The sequence below is a fragment of the Enterobacter sp. DTU_2021_1002640_1_SI_PRY_ASU_LCPMC_013 genome, assembly GCF_032389435.1.
Lineage (GTDB): Bacteria > Pseudomonadota > Gammaproteobacteria > Enterobacterales > Enterobacteriaceae > Enterobacter > Enterobacter hormaechei_C.
Window position 1 is genome coordinate 3341819 of record NZ_CP135594.1, and the last position, 14481, is coordinate 3356299.

Genomic DNA, 14481 nt, shown 5'->3' on the forward strand with positions numbered 1-14481 from the left:
AAAAGGGCCGGAAACCGGCCCTTTATGCGTCAGGAGACGTTACTCGTCAGCGTCATCCGCTGCTTCATCATCGGTGTCCGCTTCCGGGGCGATTTCATCATCCCCTTCCGCAACGCTGCCGTCGATAGAGTCGAGCTCTTCGTCATCCACCGGCTCAGCAACGCGTTGCAGACCGACGACGTTTTCATCTTCCGCAGTGCGGATGAGGATAACGCCCTGGGTGTTACGACCCACCACGCTGATCTCAGACACGCGGGTACGCACCAGCGTACCGGCATCGGTGATCATCATGATCTGGTCCGCGTCGTCCACCTGCACCGCGCCAACAACGGAACCGTTGCGCTCGGTCACTTTGATGGAGATAACGCCCTGCGTGCCGCGTGACTTGGTCGGGTATTCGCTTTCCGCCGTACGTTTACCGTAGCCGTTCTGGGTGACGGTCAGGATTGCGCCTTCGCCACGAGGAACGATCAGGGAAACCACGCTGTCTTCACCCGCCAGCTTGATACCACGCACGCCGGTCGCCGTACGACCCATTGCGCGCACGGCGTTCTCTTTAAAGCGCACCACTTTACCGGCCGCAGAGAACAGCATGACTTCATCAGAACCGGAGGTCAGATCCACGCCGATCAGCTCATCGCCTTCGTTCAGGTTCACCGCGATGATCCCGGCAGAACGTGGACGGCTGAACTCGGTCAGCGCGGTTTTCTTCACGGTACCGCTCGCGGTCGCCATAAAGACGTTCACGCCCTCTTCGTACTCGCGTACCGGCAGAATAGCGGTGATACGTTCGTTCGCTTCCAGCGGCAGCAGATTGACGATAGGACGACCCCGCGCGCCACGGCTCGCTTCCGGCAGCTGATAGACTTTCATCCAGTACAGACGGCCCCGGCTGGAGAAGCAGAGGATCGTGTCGTGGGTGTTGGCCACCAGCAGACGGTCAATGAAGTCTTCTTCTTTAATACGCGCCGCAGATTTGCCTTTACCGCCACGACGCTGTGCTTCGTAGTCGGTCAACGGCTGATACTTCACGTAGCCCTGGTGAGACAGCGTCACTACCACGTCTTCGCGGTTGATCAGATCTTCAATGTTGATATCAGAGCTATTGGCTGTGATTTCGGTGCGACGCTCGTCGCCGAACTGATCGCGAACCAGCTCCAGCTCTTCACGGATCACTTCCATCAGGCGCTCTGCGCTACCCAGGATATGCAGCAGCTCGGCAATCTGCTCCAGCAGCTCTTTGTACTCGTCGAGCAGTTTTTCATGCTCAAGGCCGGTCAGTTTCTGCAAACGCAGATCCAGAATCGCCTGGGCCTGCTGTTCAGTCAGGTAGTACTGACCGTCACGCACGCCGAATTCCGGTTCCAGCCACTCAGGACGCGCAGCGTCATCACCGGCACGTTCCAGCATTGCCGCCACGTTGCCCAGATCCCATGGACGCGCAACCAGCGACGCCTTCGCTTCTGCCGGCGTCGGCGCACGGCGGATCAGCTCGATGATCGGGTCGATGTTCGCCAGCGCAACGGCCAGTGCTTCAAGGATATGGGCACGGTCGCGCGCTTTGCGCAGTTCGAAGATGGTACGACGGGTCACCACTTCACGGCGGTGACGCACGAACGCGCTCAGGATCTCTTTCAGGTTCATGATCTTCGGCTGGCCATGGTGCAGCGCAACCATGTTGATACCGAAGGAGACCTGAAGCTGAGTCTGGGAGTAAAGGTTGTTCAACACAACTTCACCCACCGCGTCGCGCTTGATTTCAATCACGATGCGCATACCGTCTTTATCAGACTCGTCACGCAGCGCGCTGATGCCTTCAACGCGTTTTTCTTTTACCAGCTCGGCGATTTTTTCAATCAGTCGCGCTTTGTTCACCTGATACGGGATCTCGTGAACAATAATGGTTTCACGGCCGGTTTTAGCGTCCGCTTCCACTTCGGCGCGGGCACGGATGTAAATCTTGCCGCGACCGGTGCGGTACGCTTCTTCAATACCGCGACGGCCATTGATGATTGCCGCCGTCGGGAAGTCCGGGCCCGGGATGTGTTCCATCAGCCCTTCAATGCTGATGTCTTCATCGTCAATGTAGGCCAGGCAGCCGTTAATCACTTCCGTGATATTGTGCGGTGGAATGTTGGTTGCCATACCGACGGCGATACCGGACGAACCGTTCACCAGCAGGTTTGGGATCTTCGTTGGCATAACGTCAGGAATTTTTTCCGTGCCGTCGTAGTTATCAACGAAATCAACCGTCTCTTTTTCCAGGTCAGCCATCAGCTCATGGGCAATCTTCGCCAGACGGATTTCCGTATAACGCATTGCCGCGGCGGAGTCGCCGTCGATAGAACCAAAGTTACCCTGACCATCTACCAGCATGTAACGCAGCGAGAAGGGCTGCGCCATACGGACAATGGTGTCGTACACCGCGGAATCACCATGAGGATGGTATTTACCGATTACGTCACCAACGACACGGGCAGATTTTTTGTAGGCTTTATTCCAGTCATTGCCCAATACGTTCATGGCGTATAGTACGCGACGGTGTACCGGCTTCAGGCCATCGCGGACGTCCGGCAGCGCACGGCCAACAATGACCGACATCGCATAGTCCAGATAGGAGCTTTTCAGCTCTTCCTCGATGTTAACCGGTGTAATTTCTCTCGCAAGGTCGCTCATCTAACCGCTATCCCTCTACTGTATCCCGGATTCAAAGGTCGCAAATTATAACACAGCCGCGGTGATACAGGTAAACCTATACGCTTTATTCACAGGGATTGCCTGATATACTCATTTGTCTTGCTAAATAAGGAGTAAAAGCGCCCATGAATGCCGAAAAATCCCCGGTGGCTCACAACGTTGACCACGAAGAGATTGCCAAATTTGAAGCGGTGGCGTCCCGCTGGTGGGATCTCGAAGGTGAGTTCAAACCTCTGCATCGTATTAACCCGCTGCGTCTGGGCTATATCGCGGAGCGTTCCGGCGGTCTGTTCGGTAAGAAAGTGCTCGACGTCGGCTGCGGCGGCGGCATCCTGGCGGAAAGTATGGCGCGTGAAGGGGCCACCGTCACCGGTCTGGACATGGGCTTCGAACCTCTACAGGTTGCGCGTCTTCATGCGCTGGAGTCCGGCGTACAGGTAGAATATGTCCAGGAAACCGTGGAAGAGCACGCGGCAAAACATGCGCACCAGTATGACGTGGTGACCTGCATGGAGATGCTGGAGCACGTTCCCGATCCGCAGTCGGTGGTCAGCGCCTGTGCAAAACTGGTGAAACCGGGTGGACAGGTCTTCTTCTCGACCATCAACCGCAACGGCAAAGCCTGGCTGATGGCCGTGGTAGGCGCGGAATACGTGCTGCGCATGGTGCCGAAAGGGACGCACGACGTGAAGAAGTTCATCAAGCCTGCCGAACTGCTGGGCTGGGTTGACCAGACATGGCTTAAGGAGCAGCACATGACGGGTCTGCACTACAATCCGCTGACGGATAAATTCAAACTTGCCCCAGGTGTGGATGTTAACTATATGTTGCACACAACCGCCAAAAACGACTAACGTCATCCGTTATTCTTATAATGATTGCGCGACATCATGTTGCGCAATTCTGACCTCCCGTTGAAGAAATCAGCACTCGATCAAATTTTGAATTTTTTTTCTTAATTATTGACATCTCTTCCAGGCCTTACGGCACGAGGACTTAGCCTTTTTTACCCTTTCACAACCTCAATTTAACGTCAAAATCAACCCTTGTGCTGAAAAGATTCGATACTAGAATACTCACCATATAGCGTTCTTCTTATCGCAAAACCCCTATATGTAGTATTTATCCACAGAGTTAGTCACAAGACGGTTCTGTGGATAAGCGGGGGATATTTTTTTATTTCACGGACAGGTAAAAACCCACATGAATCAGAGTCTGCTGGTGACAAAGCGCGACGGTACCACCGAGCGTATCAATCTGGACAAAATCCATCGAGTTCTCGACTGGGCAGCAGAAGGACTGAACAACGTATCTATCTCCCAGGTTGAACTGCGTTCTCACATTCAGTTCTACGACGGCATCAAAACGTCTGATATCCACGAAACCATTATCAAAGCCGCGGCAGATCTGATCTCCCGCGACGCACCGGATTATCAGTACCTCGCTGCGCGTCTGGCGATTTTCCACCTGCGTAAAAAAGCCTACGGCCAGTTCGAGCCGCCGAAGCTTTACGATCACGTAGTGAAAATGGTCGAGCTGGGCAAATACGACACGCATCTGCTGGAAGACTATACGGAAGAAGAGTTCGAGCAGATGAACGGGTTTATCGATCACTGGCGCGACATGAACTTCTCCTACGCGGCGGTGAAGCAGCTCGAAGGCAAATACCTGGTTCAGAACCGTGTGACGGGCGAAATCTACGAGAGCGCCCAGTTCCTCTATATTCTGGTGGCCGCCTGCCTGTTCTCTAATTACCCGCGTGAAACCCGTCTGGACTACGTGAAGCGTTTCTACGATGCGGTCTCTACGTTCAAGATTTCTCTGCCGACGCCAATCATGTCTGGCGTGCGTACCCCTACCCGTCAGTTCAGCTCCTGCGTACTGATCGAGTGTGGTGACAGCCTGGATTCCATCAACGCGACCTCCAGCGCCATCGTGAAATACGTCTCCCAGCGTGCCGGTATCGGCATCAACGCCGGCCGTATCCGTGCGCTGGGCAGCCCGATCCGCGGCGGTGAAGCGTTCCACACCGGCTGTATTCCGTTCTACAAGCACTTCCAGACGGCAGTAAAATCCTGCTCTCAGGGCGGCGTGCGTGGTGGTGCAGCGACCCTGTTCTACCCGATGTGGCACCTGGAAGTGGAAAGCCTGCTGGTTCTGAAGAACAACCGCGGCGTGGAAGGCAACCGCGTGCGTCACATGGACTACGGCGTGCAGATCAACAAGCTGATGTACACCCGTCTGCTGAAAGGGGAAGATATCACCCTGTTCAGCCCGTCCGACGTCCCGGGCCTGTACGATGCGTTCTTTGCCGATCAGGACGAGTTCGAACGTCTGTACACCAAATACGAAAAAGACGACAGCATCCGCAAGCAGCGCGTGAAGGCGGTAGACCTGTTCTCCCTGATGATGCAGGAACGTGCTTCTACCGGTCGTATCTACATCCAGAACGTGGACCACTGCAACACCCACAGCCCGTTTGACCCGGTGGTTGCCCCAGTGCGCCAGTCTAACCTGTGCCTCGAGATCGCCCTGCCGACCAAACCGCTGGAAGACGTGAACGACGAAAACGGTGAAATTGCGCTCTGTACGCTGTCTGCGTTCAACCTGGGTGCGATTAAGAGCCTGGACGAGCTGGAAGAGCTGGCCGTGCTGGCGGTTCGTGCGCTCGACGCCCTGCTGGATTACCAGGATTACCCAATCCCGGCGGCAAAACGCGGTGCAATGGGCCGTCGCACTTTAGGTATCGGCGTGATCAACTTCGCCTACTGGCTGGCGAAAAACGGCAAGCGTTACTCCGACGGCAGCGCCAACAATCTGACGCACCAGACGTTCGAAGCGATCCAATACTACCTGATGAAAGCCTCTAACGAGCTGGCGAAAGAGCAAGGCGCGTGCCCGTGGTTCAACGAAACCACCTACGCGAAAGGCATTCTGCCGATCGACACCTACAAAAAAGACCTGGATGCGATCGTCAGCGAGCCGCTGCACCTCGACTGGGAAGGCCTGCGCGAGTCCATTAAAACTCACGGCCTGCGTAACTCCACGCTCTCTGCCCTGATGCCGTCCGAGACCTCTTCGCAGATCTCCAACGCCACCAACGGTATTGAGCCACCGCGCGGCCACGTCAGCATCAAAGCGTCGAAAGACGGCGTGCTGCGTCAGGTGGTGCCGGATTACGAAACGCTGGGTGACAACTACGAGCTGCTGTGGGAAATGCCAAACAACGACGGCTATCTGCAACTGGTGGGTATCATGCAGAAGTTTATCGACCAGTCGATCTCTGCCAATACCAACTACGACCCGACGCGCTTCCCGTCTGGCAAGGTTCCGATGCAGCAACTGCTGAAAGACCTGCTCACCGCCTACAAATTTGGCGTGAAAACGCTGTACTATCACAATACCCGTGATGGTGCGGAAGACGCCCAGGACGACCTGGTGCCGTCAATTCAGGACGATGGCTGCGAAAGCGGCGCATGTAAGATCTAATAAATTCCCTCACCCTAACCCTCTCCCACAGGGAGAGGGAACTCTTTCCCCCTCTCCCTGTGGGAGAGGGCCGGGGTGAGGGGAAATAACACCACAGGACTCACCGCAATGGCATATACCACCTTTTCACAGACGAAAAACGACCAGCTCAAAGAGCCGATGTTCTTCGGCCAGCCGGTCAACGTGGCACGCTACGATCAGCAAAAATATGACATCTTCGAAAAGCTGATTGAAAAGCAACTCTCCTTCTTCTGGCGTCCGGAAGAAGTTGACGTTTCCCGCGACCGTATCGATTTCCAGGCGCTGCCGGAACACGAAAAGCACATCTTCCTCAGCAACCTGAAGTACCAGACGCTGCTGGACTCCATTCAGGGCCGTAGTCCGAACGTGGCGCTGCTGCCGCTGATCTCGATTCCTGAGCTGGAAACCTGGGTAGAAACCTGGGCGTTCTCCGAGACGATCCACTCCCGCTCTTACACCCACATCATCCGCAACATCGTGAACGATCCGGCGGTGGTGTTTGACGATATCGTCACCAACGAGCAGATCCAGAAGCGCGCGGAAGGCATTGCGCACTACTACGATGAGCTGATCGAGATGACCAGCTACTGGCATCTGCTGGGCGAAGGCACGCATAACGTGAACGGCAAAACCATTACCGTAAACCTGCGGGCCCTGAAAAAGCAGCTGTACCTGTGCCTGATGAGCGTTAACGCGCTGGAAGCGATCCGCTTCTACGTGAGCTTCGCCTGCTCCTTCGCCTTTGCCGAGCGCAAGCTGATGGAAGGCAACGCCAAAATCATCCGCCTGATCGCCCGTGACGAAGCCCTGCATCTGACCGGAACTCAGCACATGCTGAACCTGCTGCGCAGCGGCGCGGACGACCCGGAAATGGCTGCGATTGCCGAAGAGTGCAAGCAGGAATGCTATGACCTTTTCGTGCTGGCCGCCCAGCAGGAGAAAGAGTGGGCAGACTACCTGTTCCGCGACGGCTCCATGATTGGCCTGAACAAAGACATTCTGTGCCAGTACGTTGAGTACATCACCAACATCCGCATGCAGGCTGTGGGTCTCGATCTGCCGTTCCAGACGCGCTCTAACCCGATTCCGTGGATCAACACCTGGCTGGTGTCCGATAACGTGCAGGTTGCGCCGCAGGAAGTGGAAGTGAGTTCTTATCTGGTCGGTCAGATTGATTCTGAAGTCAACACCGACGACCTGAGCGATTTCCAGCTCTGATGAGCCGCGTAACGCTGAGCCTTTCTGGTACAGAGGTGTTGTGCCAGGAAGAGCACCCTTCTCTGCTGGTGGCGCTTGAAGCGCATCAGGTAGAAGTAGAGTACCAGTGTCGTGAAGGCTACTGCGGCTCCTGCCGCTGCCGTCTGGTCGCAGGCCAGGTAGACTGGCTGACCGAACCGCTGGCCTTTATCAGTGAAGGGGAAATTTTGCCCTGCTGCTGCCGGGCAAAAGGCGATATTGAGATCGAGATGTGATTGCCCTTGTCCCCTCTCCCTGTGGGAGAGGGTTAGGGTGAGGGCATCAGGCCGCAGAGCCTGATTGTCGGGTGGCGGCTTCGCCTTACCCGACCTACAAACCTACTTCCGGTGAATGAATTCGACCGCTTTATCCGGGAAATCCGTAAACAACCCGTCCACGCCCGCCTGGTTATACAGCACGTCGTAAAGCTGATTCACGTCCGTCGCATACTCCGGCAGCTGGTCTGCGCGTACGGTATACGGATGCACCTGCATCTTGCTCGCATGCGCCTCTTTCACCATCGCCGTCAGCTTCACGTGACCTGGCGTTGAGCCTTCCGCCACCAGCATGTGGTAATCCGGCCCGATGCCGTCGGCGTACTGCGCAATCTGCTTCATCGCGCCCGGCTTAAACATCCAGTCGTAGCTGTAGTTCACCCAGTTCCCGTCCGGCTGTTTTTCCTGGGTTTCATTCCAGTCGGTATACGCAATCAGCTGCACCAGATTGAGATCCATCCCCATTTTCGGCTCCAGCTCGGTTTTGATGCGCTTCAGTTCCGCGGCGTCGAAACATTGCAGGAAAACCTTATCCTGCTTGCTGGTGTAGCCGTACTTTTTCAGTACCTCCAGCGTCTTCGCGGCAATGTCCTTCCCTTCCTGATGGTGGAACCATGGCGCTTTGATTTCCGGGTAGATACCGATATTTTTGCCTGTCGAGTGGTTCAGCCCCTGAACAAACTCGATCTCCTCTTCGAAGGTGTGAATACGGAAGTCAGACTTGCCCATCGGGAAACGTCCCGGATAGACCTGTACCTTCTTACCGTTTTCAATCTCGAAGCCCTCGGTAAACTTCAGCGAGCGGACCTCCGCCAGCGTGAAGTCGATGGCGTAGTAGCGACCATCTTTACGGGCGCGATCCGGGAAACGCTCCGCCACGTCCGTCACGCGGTCAAGATAGTGGTCATGCAGAACGACCAGCTGGTCGTCCTTCGTCATCACCAGATCCTGCTCCAGATAATCCGCGCCCTGGGCATAGGCCATCGCTTTTGCCGGCAGCGTATGCTCCGGCAGATAACCGCTGGCGCCACGGTGGGCGATCACGATCTTATCCGCCGCCAGCGCGGAGCTTGTCATCAGGCCCGCCAGCAGCAGACCTGTCGCTAACTGAGTTAATTTCATCGCAATGCTCCTTATTGACGACGCGCCAGCACTTCGGCGTGGTGACGTTTTTCACCAATCATCACAACAACCAGCAGCAGAACAGCCAGCACGCTGCCGCCAATCATTACCATAAAGCCGCCGTCCCAGCCGAAGAAGTCGACGGTGTAACCGACGATGGCACTTGCCGCCACTGAACCGCCGAGGTAGCCAAACAGACCGGTAAAGCCTGCCGCCGTGCCTGCCGCTTTCTTCGGCGCCAGCTCCAGGGCATGCAGACCAATCAGCATCACCGGACCATAAATCAGGAAGCCGATGACGATCATACAGGCCATATCCACACCCGGATTACCCGGCGGGTTTAGCCAGTAAATGACCGTCGCGATGGTGACCAGCGTCATAAAGAACACGCCCGTCGCCCCACGGTTGCCCTTAAACACTTTGTCCGACATCCAGCCGCAGATCAGCGTGCCGGGAATGCCCGCGTATTCATACAGGAAATAGGCCCAGGAGGATTTATCCAGCGCGAAGTGCTTCACCTCTTTCAGGTAGGTTGGCGACCAGTCGAGGATGCCGTAACGCAGCAGGTAGACAAATACGTTCGCCACCGCGATGTACCACAGCAGCTTGTTTGGCAGCACATACTTCATGAAGATCTGCTTTGCCGTCAGCTCTTCTTCGTGCTTCTCGCTGTAATCATCCGGGTAGTCGTTTTTGTACTCTTCAATCGGCGGCAGGCCGCAGGACTGTGGGGTGTCGCGCATCAGAGCGAAGGCGATAATCGCCACCAGAATGGCGCCAAAGGCAGGCATGTAGAGCGCCGCGTGCCAGTCGTTGAACCAGGCCATCCCCAGCAGGAACAGCAGCGGCGGAAGCCCGCCCCCGACGTTATGCGCACAGTTCCAGACCGATACAATTCCACCACGCTCTTTCTGTGACCACCAGTGAACCATGGTGCGTCCGCATGGCGGCCATCCCATCCCCTGGAACCAGCCGCAGAGGAACAGCAGCACGAACATGATGGCAATGCTGGAGGTCGCCCACGGCACAAAGCCCATGAACAGCATCACCGCTGCCGCGAGGATCAGACCGGCGGGCAGGAACACGCGCGGATTCGAACGATCCGACACCGACCCCATAATGAACTTCGAAAAACCGTACGCGATGGAGATCCCCGACAGCGCAAATCCCAGATCGCCGCGAGAGAAGCCCTGCTCCACCAGGTACGGCATGGCGAGCGCAAAGTTTTTACGTACCAGATAGTACGCCGCATACCCGAAGAAGATCCCGAGGAAGATTTGCCAACGCAGACGGCGGTAGAGAGGATCAATCTCTGCCTCTGGCAGTCGCGCCCGATGTGGCGCAGGTTTAAAGATACTGAGCATAACAGCCTCCGTGGCCTTTCAAAAAATGACCGGGCATCTCGCGCCCGGCTACAGAGGCGGCGATGTTAAGAAATCACGGTGAATGTTACTGTGAATCAACGCACAGATTGTTACAGAAATATGACAGAATGCGCAAAAAAGCGCATGAAATCACGTTTCACTTTCGAATTTCGCGCGTTTATGTTCGAAATCAAACAAACCACACGATCAATGTGGCTAAATGCTAAAAAACGAACATAGAGGAAAGGCAATGACAATTCACGATCCACGCTTCAGCGATGTGATTATCATTGGCGGTGGCGCGACGGGCGCCGGCATCGCACGCGACTGCGCCCTGCGGGGATTGAGCGTCACGCTTCTGGAACGCCACGATATCGCCACCGGCGCGACGGGACGTAACCACGGTCTGTTGCACAGCGGCGCCCGCTATGCGGTCACTGACGCTGAGTCAGCGCGCGAGTGTATCGCTGAAAACCAGATCCTCAGGCGCATCGCCCGCCACTGCGTTGAACCGACCAACGGTCTTTTTATCACCCTTCCAGAAGATGACCTCGGCTTTCAGCAAACCTTTATCACCGCGTGCACGGCGGCAGGCATTCAGGCCGAGGCGATCGATCCTGCGCAGGCGCGCCGACTTGAACCCTCGGTAAACCCGGCGTTACTGGGCGCGGTAAAAGTACCGGACGGAACCGTTGATCCTTTCCGCCTGACCGCCGCCAATATGCTCGACGCGCGGGAACATGGCGCCCAGATCCTGACCGGGCATCACGTCACCGGGCTTATTCGTGAAGGTAATACCGTGCGCGGAGTGCGCGTGTTTGATGCGCAGTACAACGAACACCGCGAGCTGTATGCCGCCGTCGTGGTCAACGCGGCGGGGATCTGGGGCCAGCGCATCGCGGAATACGCGGACCTGTCGGTGCGCATGTTCCCGGCGAAAGGCTCGCTGCTGATCCTCGACCACCGCATCAATAACCATGTCATCAACCGCTGCCGTAAACCGTCTGACGCCGATATCCTCGTGCCGGGGGACACCATTTCGTTAATCGGCACGACCTCAATGCATGTGGACTACAGCGAAATTGATTACAACCGCGTTACCGCTGAAGAGGTGGATATCCTGCTGCGCGAAGGGGAAAAGCTGGCCCCGGTGATGGCGCAGACGCGTATTCTGCGTGCCTACGCGGGCGTGCGTCCCCTCGTCGCCAGCGATAACGATCCGAGCGGGCGTAACGTCAGCCGCGGCATCGTGCTGCTCGATCACGCCGAACGCGACGGCATGGACGGGTTTATCACCATTACCGGCGGCAAGCTGATGACCTACCGGCTGATGGCCCAGTGGGCCACCGATGCCATCTGCCGTAAGCTCGGCAACACCACGCCGTGCGTGACGGCGGAACAGGCTCTGCCCGGCTCGCAGCAATCGACAGAAAAAACGCTGCACAAGATCATTTCACTCCCTGCCCCGCTTCGCGGTTCGGCGATTTACCGCCACGGCGACCGCACCCCAACCTGGCTCGGTGAAGGGCGACTCAGCCGCAGCCTGGTGTGCGAATGCGAAGCCGTGACCGCAGGCGAGGTGCAGTATGCCGTGGAAAACCTGACGGTGAACAACCTGCTCGATTTACGCCGCCGCACGCGCGTCGGGATGGGCACCTGTCAGGGGGAGCTGTGCGCCTGCCGTGCCGCCGGGCTGCTGCAACGTTTTCACGCCACCACGTCAACCCAGTCGCTTGCCCAGCTCAGCGATTTTTTAAACGAGCGCTGGAAAGGCATTCAGCCCGTCGCCTGGGGCGATGCCCTGCGCGAAAGCGAGTTTACCCGCTGGGTCTATCAGGGGCTTTGCGGTCTGGAGAAGGAGCACAACCATGAAATTTGATACCGTGATTGTGGGTGGGGGGCTGGCGGGCCTGCTGTGCGGCCTCAAACTGACGCAGCGGGGTCTGCGCTGCGCCATTGTTACTCGCGGTCAGAGTGCCCTGCACTTCTCCTCCGGCTCGCTGGATTTACTGGGCGCGCTATCGTTCGCCGATCTGCCGCCTGAACATCCCTACCGCCTGACGGGCGCAGAGAATATGGCCCGCTTTGCCTGCGAAACCGAACACCTGCTCACCACCTGCGGCGCACGCATGCAGGGTGACGCCGAGCAAAATCATCAGCGCGTCACGCCGCTCGGCACCCTGCGCGCCGCCTGGCTTAGCCCGGAAGAGGTGCCTGTCGCCCCCATCGCTGCCGAGCGCGTGCGGGTGGTGGGGATCAGCGGCTTCCTCGATTTCCAGCCGCATCTGGCCGTCGCGTCTCTCAGACAGCAGGGTGTTCAGGTGGATACGGCGGAGATTGACCTCCCTGAACTCGACGTGCTGCGCGAAAACCCCAGCGAGTTTCGTGCGGTGAACATTGCCCGCCTGCTGGATAATGAAAGTTACTGGCCGCAGCTGTACGCGGCGCTTCAACCGCTCGGCGAGACCTGCGACGCCCTGTTTATGCCCGCCTGTTTTGGCTTAACGGACAACCGGCTCTGGCGCTGGCTCTCGGCGCGCCTGCCCTGTACGCTCGGTTTACTGCCGACGCTCCCCCCTTCCGTGCCCGGCATTCGTCTGCACACCCAGCTTCAGCGTCAGTTTGTTGCCCAGGGTGGCGTCTGGATGGCAGGCGACGAGGTGAAAAAAATCACCCTGGCTGAGGGCGCGGTAAGCGAAATCTGGACCCGCAACCACGGCGACATCCCGCTTCGCGCACGCTATACGGTGCTGGCAAGCGGCAGTTTCTTCAGTAACGGTCTGCTGAGCAGCCGGGATGGCGTGCGTGAGGCGATCCTCGGTCTGGACGTCCGGCAAAGCGCTTCCCGCGCGGACTGGTATCAAAGCGATTTCTTCACCCCGCAGCCCTGGCAGCAGTTCGGCGTGATCGTCGACAGCCAACTGCGCCCGCGGCTGGGCGGGGAACCGGTTGAAAATCTTTACGCCATCGGCTCGGTTCTGGGCGGGTACGATCCCGTGGCGCAGGGCTGCGGTGGCGGCGTCTGCGCCGTCACCGCGCTGTATGTCGCGGAGCAGATTATCCAGCGCAGGGAGGGAGCACAATGAACGACACCCGATTTGAAAGCTGTATCAAATGCACGGTCTGCACCACGGTTTGCCCGGTCAGCGGCGTCGATCCGCGCTATCCCGGCCCGAAACAGGCCGGTCCCGACGGGGAACGTCTGCGCCTGAAGGATGGCGCGCTCTACGACGAGGCGCTGAAATACTGCATCAACTGCAAACGCTGCGAAGTTGCCTGCCCGTCGGACGTGAAAATAGGCGATATCATCCAGCGCGCCCGCTACAGTACGCAAAAACCGACGCTGCGTGACGCGATACTGAGCCACACCGATCTGATGGGTAGCCTCTCGACGCCTTTCGCGCCGGTCGTCAATGCCGCCACCGCCCTGAAGCCGGTGCGCAGGCTGCTGGATGCGACGCTCAAAATCGACCATCACCGCAGTCTGCCGAAATATTCTCACGGCACCTTCCGCCGCTGGTATAAATCCGTGGCAGCAGAACAGGCGCAGTTCGCTGAGCAGGTCGCCTTCTTCCACGGCTGCTACGTGAACTACAACCATCCGCAGCTGGGGAAAGACCTGCTGAAAGTGCTGAACGCCATGGGAACGGGCGTTCAGCTGCTGAGCAAAGAAAAGTGCTGCGGCGTTCCGCTGATTGCCAACGGCTTCATCGACAAAGCGCGCAAGCAGGCGAGCAGCAACGTCACCTCTTTACGTGAGGCGATCGTCGACAAACGGATACCGGTACTGGCGACGTCGTCAACCTGTACCTTCACGCTGCGCGATGAATATCCGCATCTGCTGGAGGTGGATAACACCGGCCTGCGCGAGCACATTGAGCTGGCGACCCGTTTTCTCTGGCGCAAACTGGACAGCGGGCAGACGTTACCGCTGGGCAAATTGCCGCTGAAGGTGGTGTATCACACGCCATGTCATATGGAGAAGATGGGCTGGTCGATCTATACGCTTGAGCTGCTGCGGCTGATCCCCGGGCTGGAGCTGACGGTGCTGGACTCACGCTGCTGCGGCATCGCAGGCACGTACGGCTTCAAGCGTGAAAACTACCCAACGTCACAGGCCATTGGCGCGCCGCTGTTCCGGCAGATTGAAGAGAGCGCCGCAGATATCGTGGTGACGGACTGCGAAACCTGCAAGTGGCAGATCGAGATGTCCACCAGCAAACGCTGTGAACATCCCATTACCTTGCTGGCAAAAGCGCTGGCGTAACCGTTGCCGG

General features: G+C 57.5%; 10 protein-coding genes. 7 read left to right on the plus strand and 3 right to left on the minus strand.

The window, feature by feature from the left end:
• Window positions 1–39: 39 nt before the first annotated feature.
• Window positions 40–2676, minus strand: a complete 2637-nt coding sequence (gene gyrA, locus RS584_RS15980; RefSeq protein ID WP_015572288.1) for a DNA topoisomerase (ATP-hydrolyzing) subunit A — start codon at window positions 2674–2676, stop codon at window positions 40–42.
• Window positions 2677–2822: 146 nt separating this feature from the next.
• Here gyrA and ubiG point away from each other — a divergent pair, with 146 nt between their 5' ends.
• The 4 genes from ubiG to yfaE all read left to right on the plus strand — a co-directional run bounded on the left by ubiG (window position 2823) and on the right by yfaE (window position 7679).
• Window positions 2823–3551, plus strand: coding sequence for a bifunctional 2-polyprenyl-6-hydroxyphenol methylase/3-demethylubiquinol 3-O-methyltransferase UbiG (gene ubiG, locus RS584_RS15985; protein WP_006811346.1), 729 nt, complete (start codon window positions 2823–2825; stop codon window positions 3549–3551).
• A gap of 349 nt (window positions 3552–3900) precedes the next feature.
• A complete protein-coding gene (nrdA, locus tag RS584_RS15990) occupies window positions 3901–6186 on the plus strand; it encodes a class 1a ribonucleoside-diphosphate reductase subunit alpha (protein WP_023295072.1) in 2286 nt (761 codons plus the stop codon).
• A gap of 108 nt (window positions 6187–6294) precedes the next feature.
• The gene (nrdB, locus tag RS584_RS15995) at window positions 6295–7425 is read left to right on the plus strand and encodes a class Ia ribonucleoside-diphosphate reductase subunit beta (RefSeq protein WP_026080618.1); all 1131 of its coding nucleotides are present in this window, start codon (window positions 6295–6297) and stop codon (window positions 7423–7425) included.
• Window positions 7425–7679, plus strand: coding sequence for a class I ribonucleotide reductase maintenance protein YfaE (gene yfaE / locus RS584_RS16000; protein WP_003859419.1), 255 nt, complete (start codon window positions 7425–7427; stop codon window positions 7677–7679). Before nrdB ends, yfaE begins: the two co-directional genes overlap by 1 nt.
• Before the next feature lie 102 nt (window positions 7680–7781).
• On the opposite strand, the gene glpQ is transcribed toward yfaE, so the two are convergent.
• Window positions 7782–8840: a glycerophosphodiester phosphodiesterase gene (gene glpQ, locus RS584_RS16005; protein ID WP_315748326.1), complete on the minus strand. Its 1059-nt coding sequence runs from the start codon at window positions 8838–8840 to the stop codon at window positions 7782–7784.
• 11 nt (window positions 8841–8851) lie between these two features.
• Entirely contained in the window at window positions 8852–10204 is a 1353-nt protein-coding gene (gene glpT, locus RS584_RS16010) for a glycerol-3-phosphate transporter (RefSeq protein ID WP_023295074.1), read from the minus strand.
• 250 nt (window positions 10205–10454) lie between these two features.
• Between glpT and glpA the strand changes: the two genes are divergently transcribed.
• Genes glpA through glpC form a run of 3 tightly spaced genes read left to right on the plus strand, consistent with a single transcriptional unit; the run spans window position 10455 to window position 14471 of the window.
• A complete protein-coding gene (gene glpA / locus RS584_RS16015) occupies window positions 10455–12083 on the plus strand; it encodes an anaerobic glycerol-3-phosphate dehydrogenase subunit A (RefSeq protein ID WP_193042309.1) in 1629 nt (542 codons plus the stop codon).
• Entirely contained in the window at window positions 12073–13290 is a 1218-nt protein-coding gene (gene glpB / locus RS584_RS16020; RefSeq protein ID WP_193042310.1) for a glycerol-3-phosphate dehydrogenase subunit GlpB, read from the plus strand. The genes glpA and glpB overlap by 11 nt, the downstream gene beginning before the upstream one ends.
• Window positions 13287–14471: an anaerobic glycerol-3-phosphate dehydrogenase subunit GlpC gene (gene glpC / locus RS584_RS16025; RefSeq protein ID WP_315748327.1), complete on the plus strand. Its 1185-nt coding sequence runs from the start codon at window positions 13287–13289 to the stop codon at window positions 14469–14471. The genes glpB and glpC overlap by 4 nt, the downstream gene beginning before the upstream one ends.
• The last annotated feature ends 10 nt before the right edge of the window (window positions 14472–14481 follow it).

Bases quoted from the DNA above. Each gene is read 5' to 3' on its own strand.
- glpQ (WP_315748326.1), bottom strand. From the start codon at position 8,840: ATGAAATTAACTCAGTTAGCGACAGGTCTGCTGCTGGCGGGCCTGATG.
- gyrA (WP_015572288.1), bottom strand. From the start codon at position 2,676: ATGAGCGACCTTGCGAGAGAAATTACACCGGTTAACATCGAGGAAGAG.
- glpA (WP_193042309.1), top strand. From the start codon at position 10,455: ATGACAATTCACGATCCACGCTTCAGCGATGTGATTATCATTGGCGGT.
- glpC (WP_315748327.1), top strand. From the start codon at position 13,287: ATGAACGACACCCGATTTGAAAGCTGTATCAAATGCACGGTCTGCACC.
- nrdB (WP_026080618.1), top strand. From the start codon at position 6,295: ATGGCATATACCACCTTTTCACAGACGAAAAACGACCAGCTCAAAGAG.
- yfaE (WP_003859419.1), top strand. From the start codon at position 7,425: ATGAGCCGCGTAACGCTGAGCCTTTCTGGTACAGAGGTGTTGTGCCAG.
- nrdA (WP_023295072.1), top strand. From the start codon at position 3,901: ATGAATCAGAGTCTGCTGGTGACAAAGCGCGACGGTACCACCGAGCGT.
- ubiG (WP_006811346.1), top strand. From the start codon at position 2,823: ATGAATGCCGAAAAATCCCCGGTGGCTCACAACGTTGACCACGAAGAG.
- glpB (WP_193042310.1), top strand. From the start codon at position 12,073: ATGAAATTTGATACCGTGATTGTGGGTGGGGGGCTGGCGGGCCTGCTG.
- glpT (WP_023295074.1), bottom strand. From the start codon at position 10,204: ATGCTCAGTATCTTTAAACCTGCGCCACATCGGGCGCGACTGCCAGAG.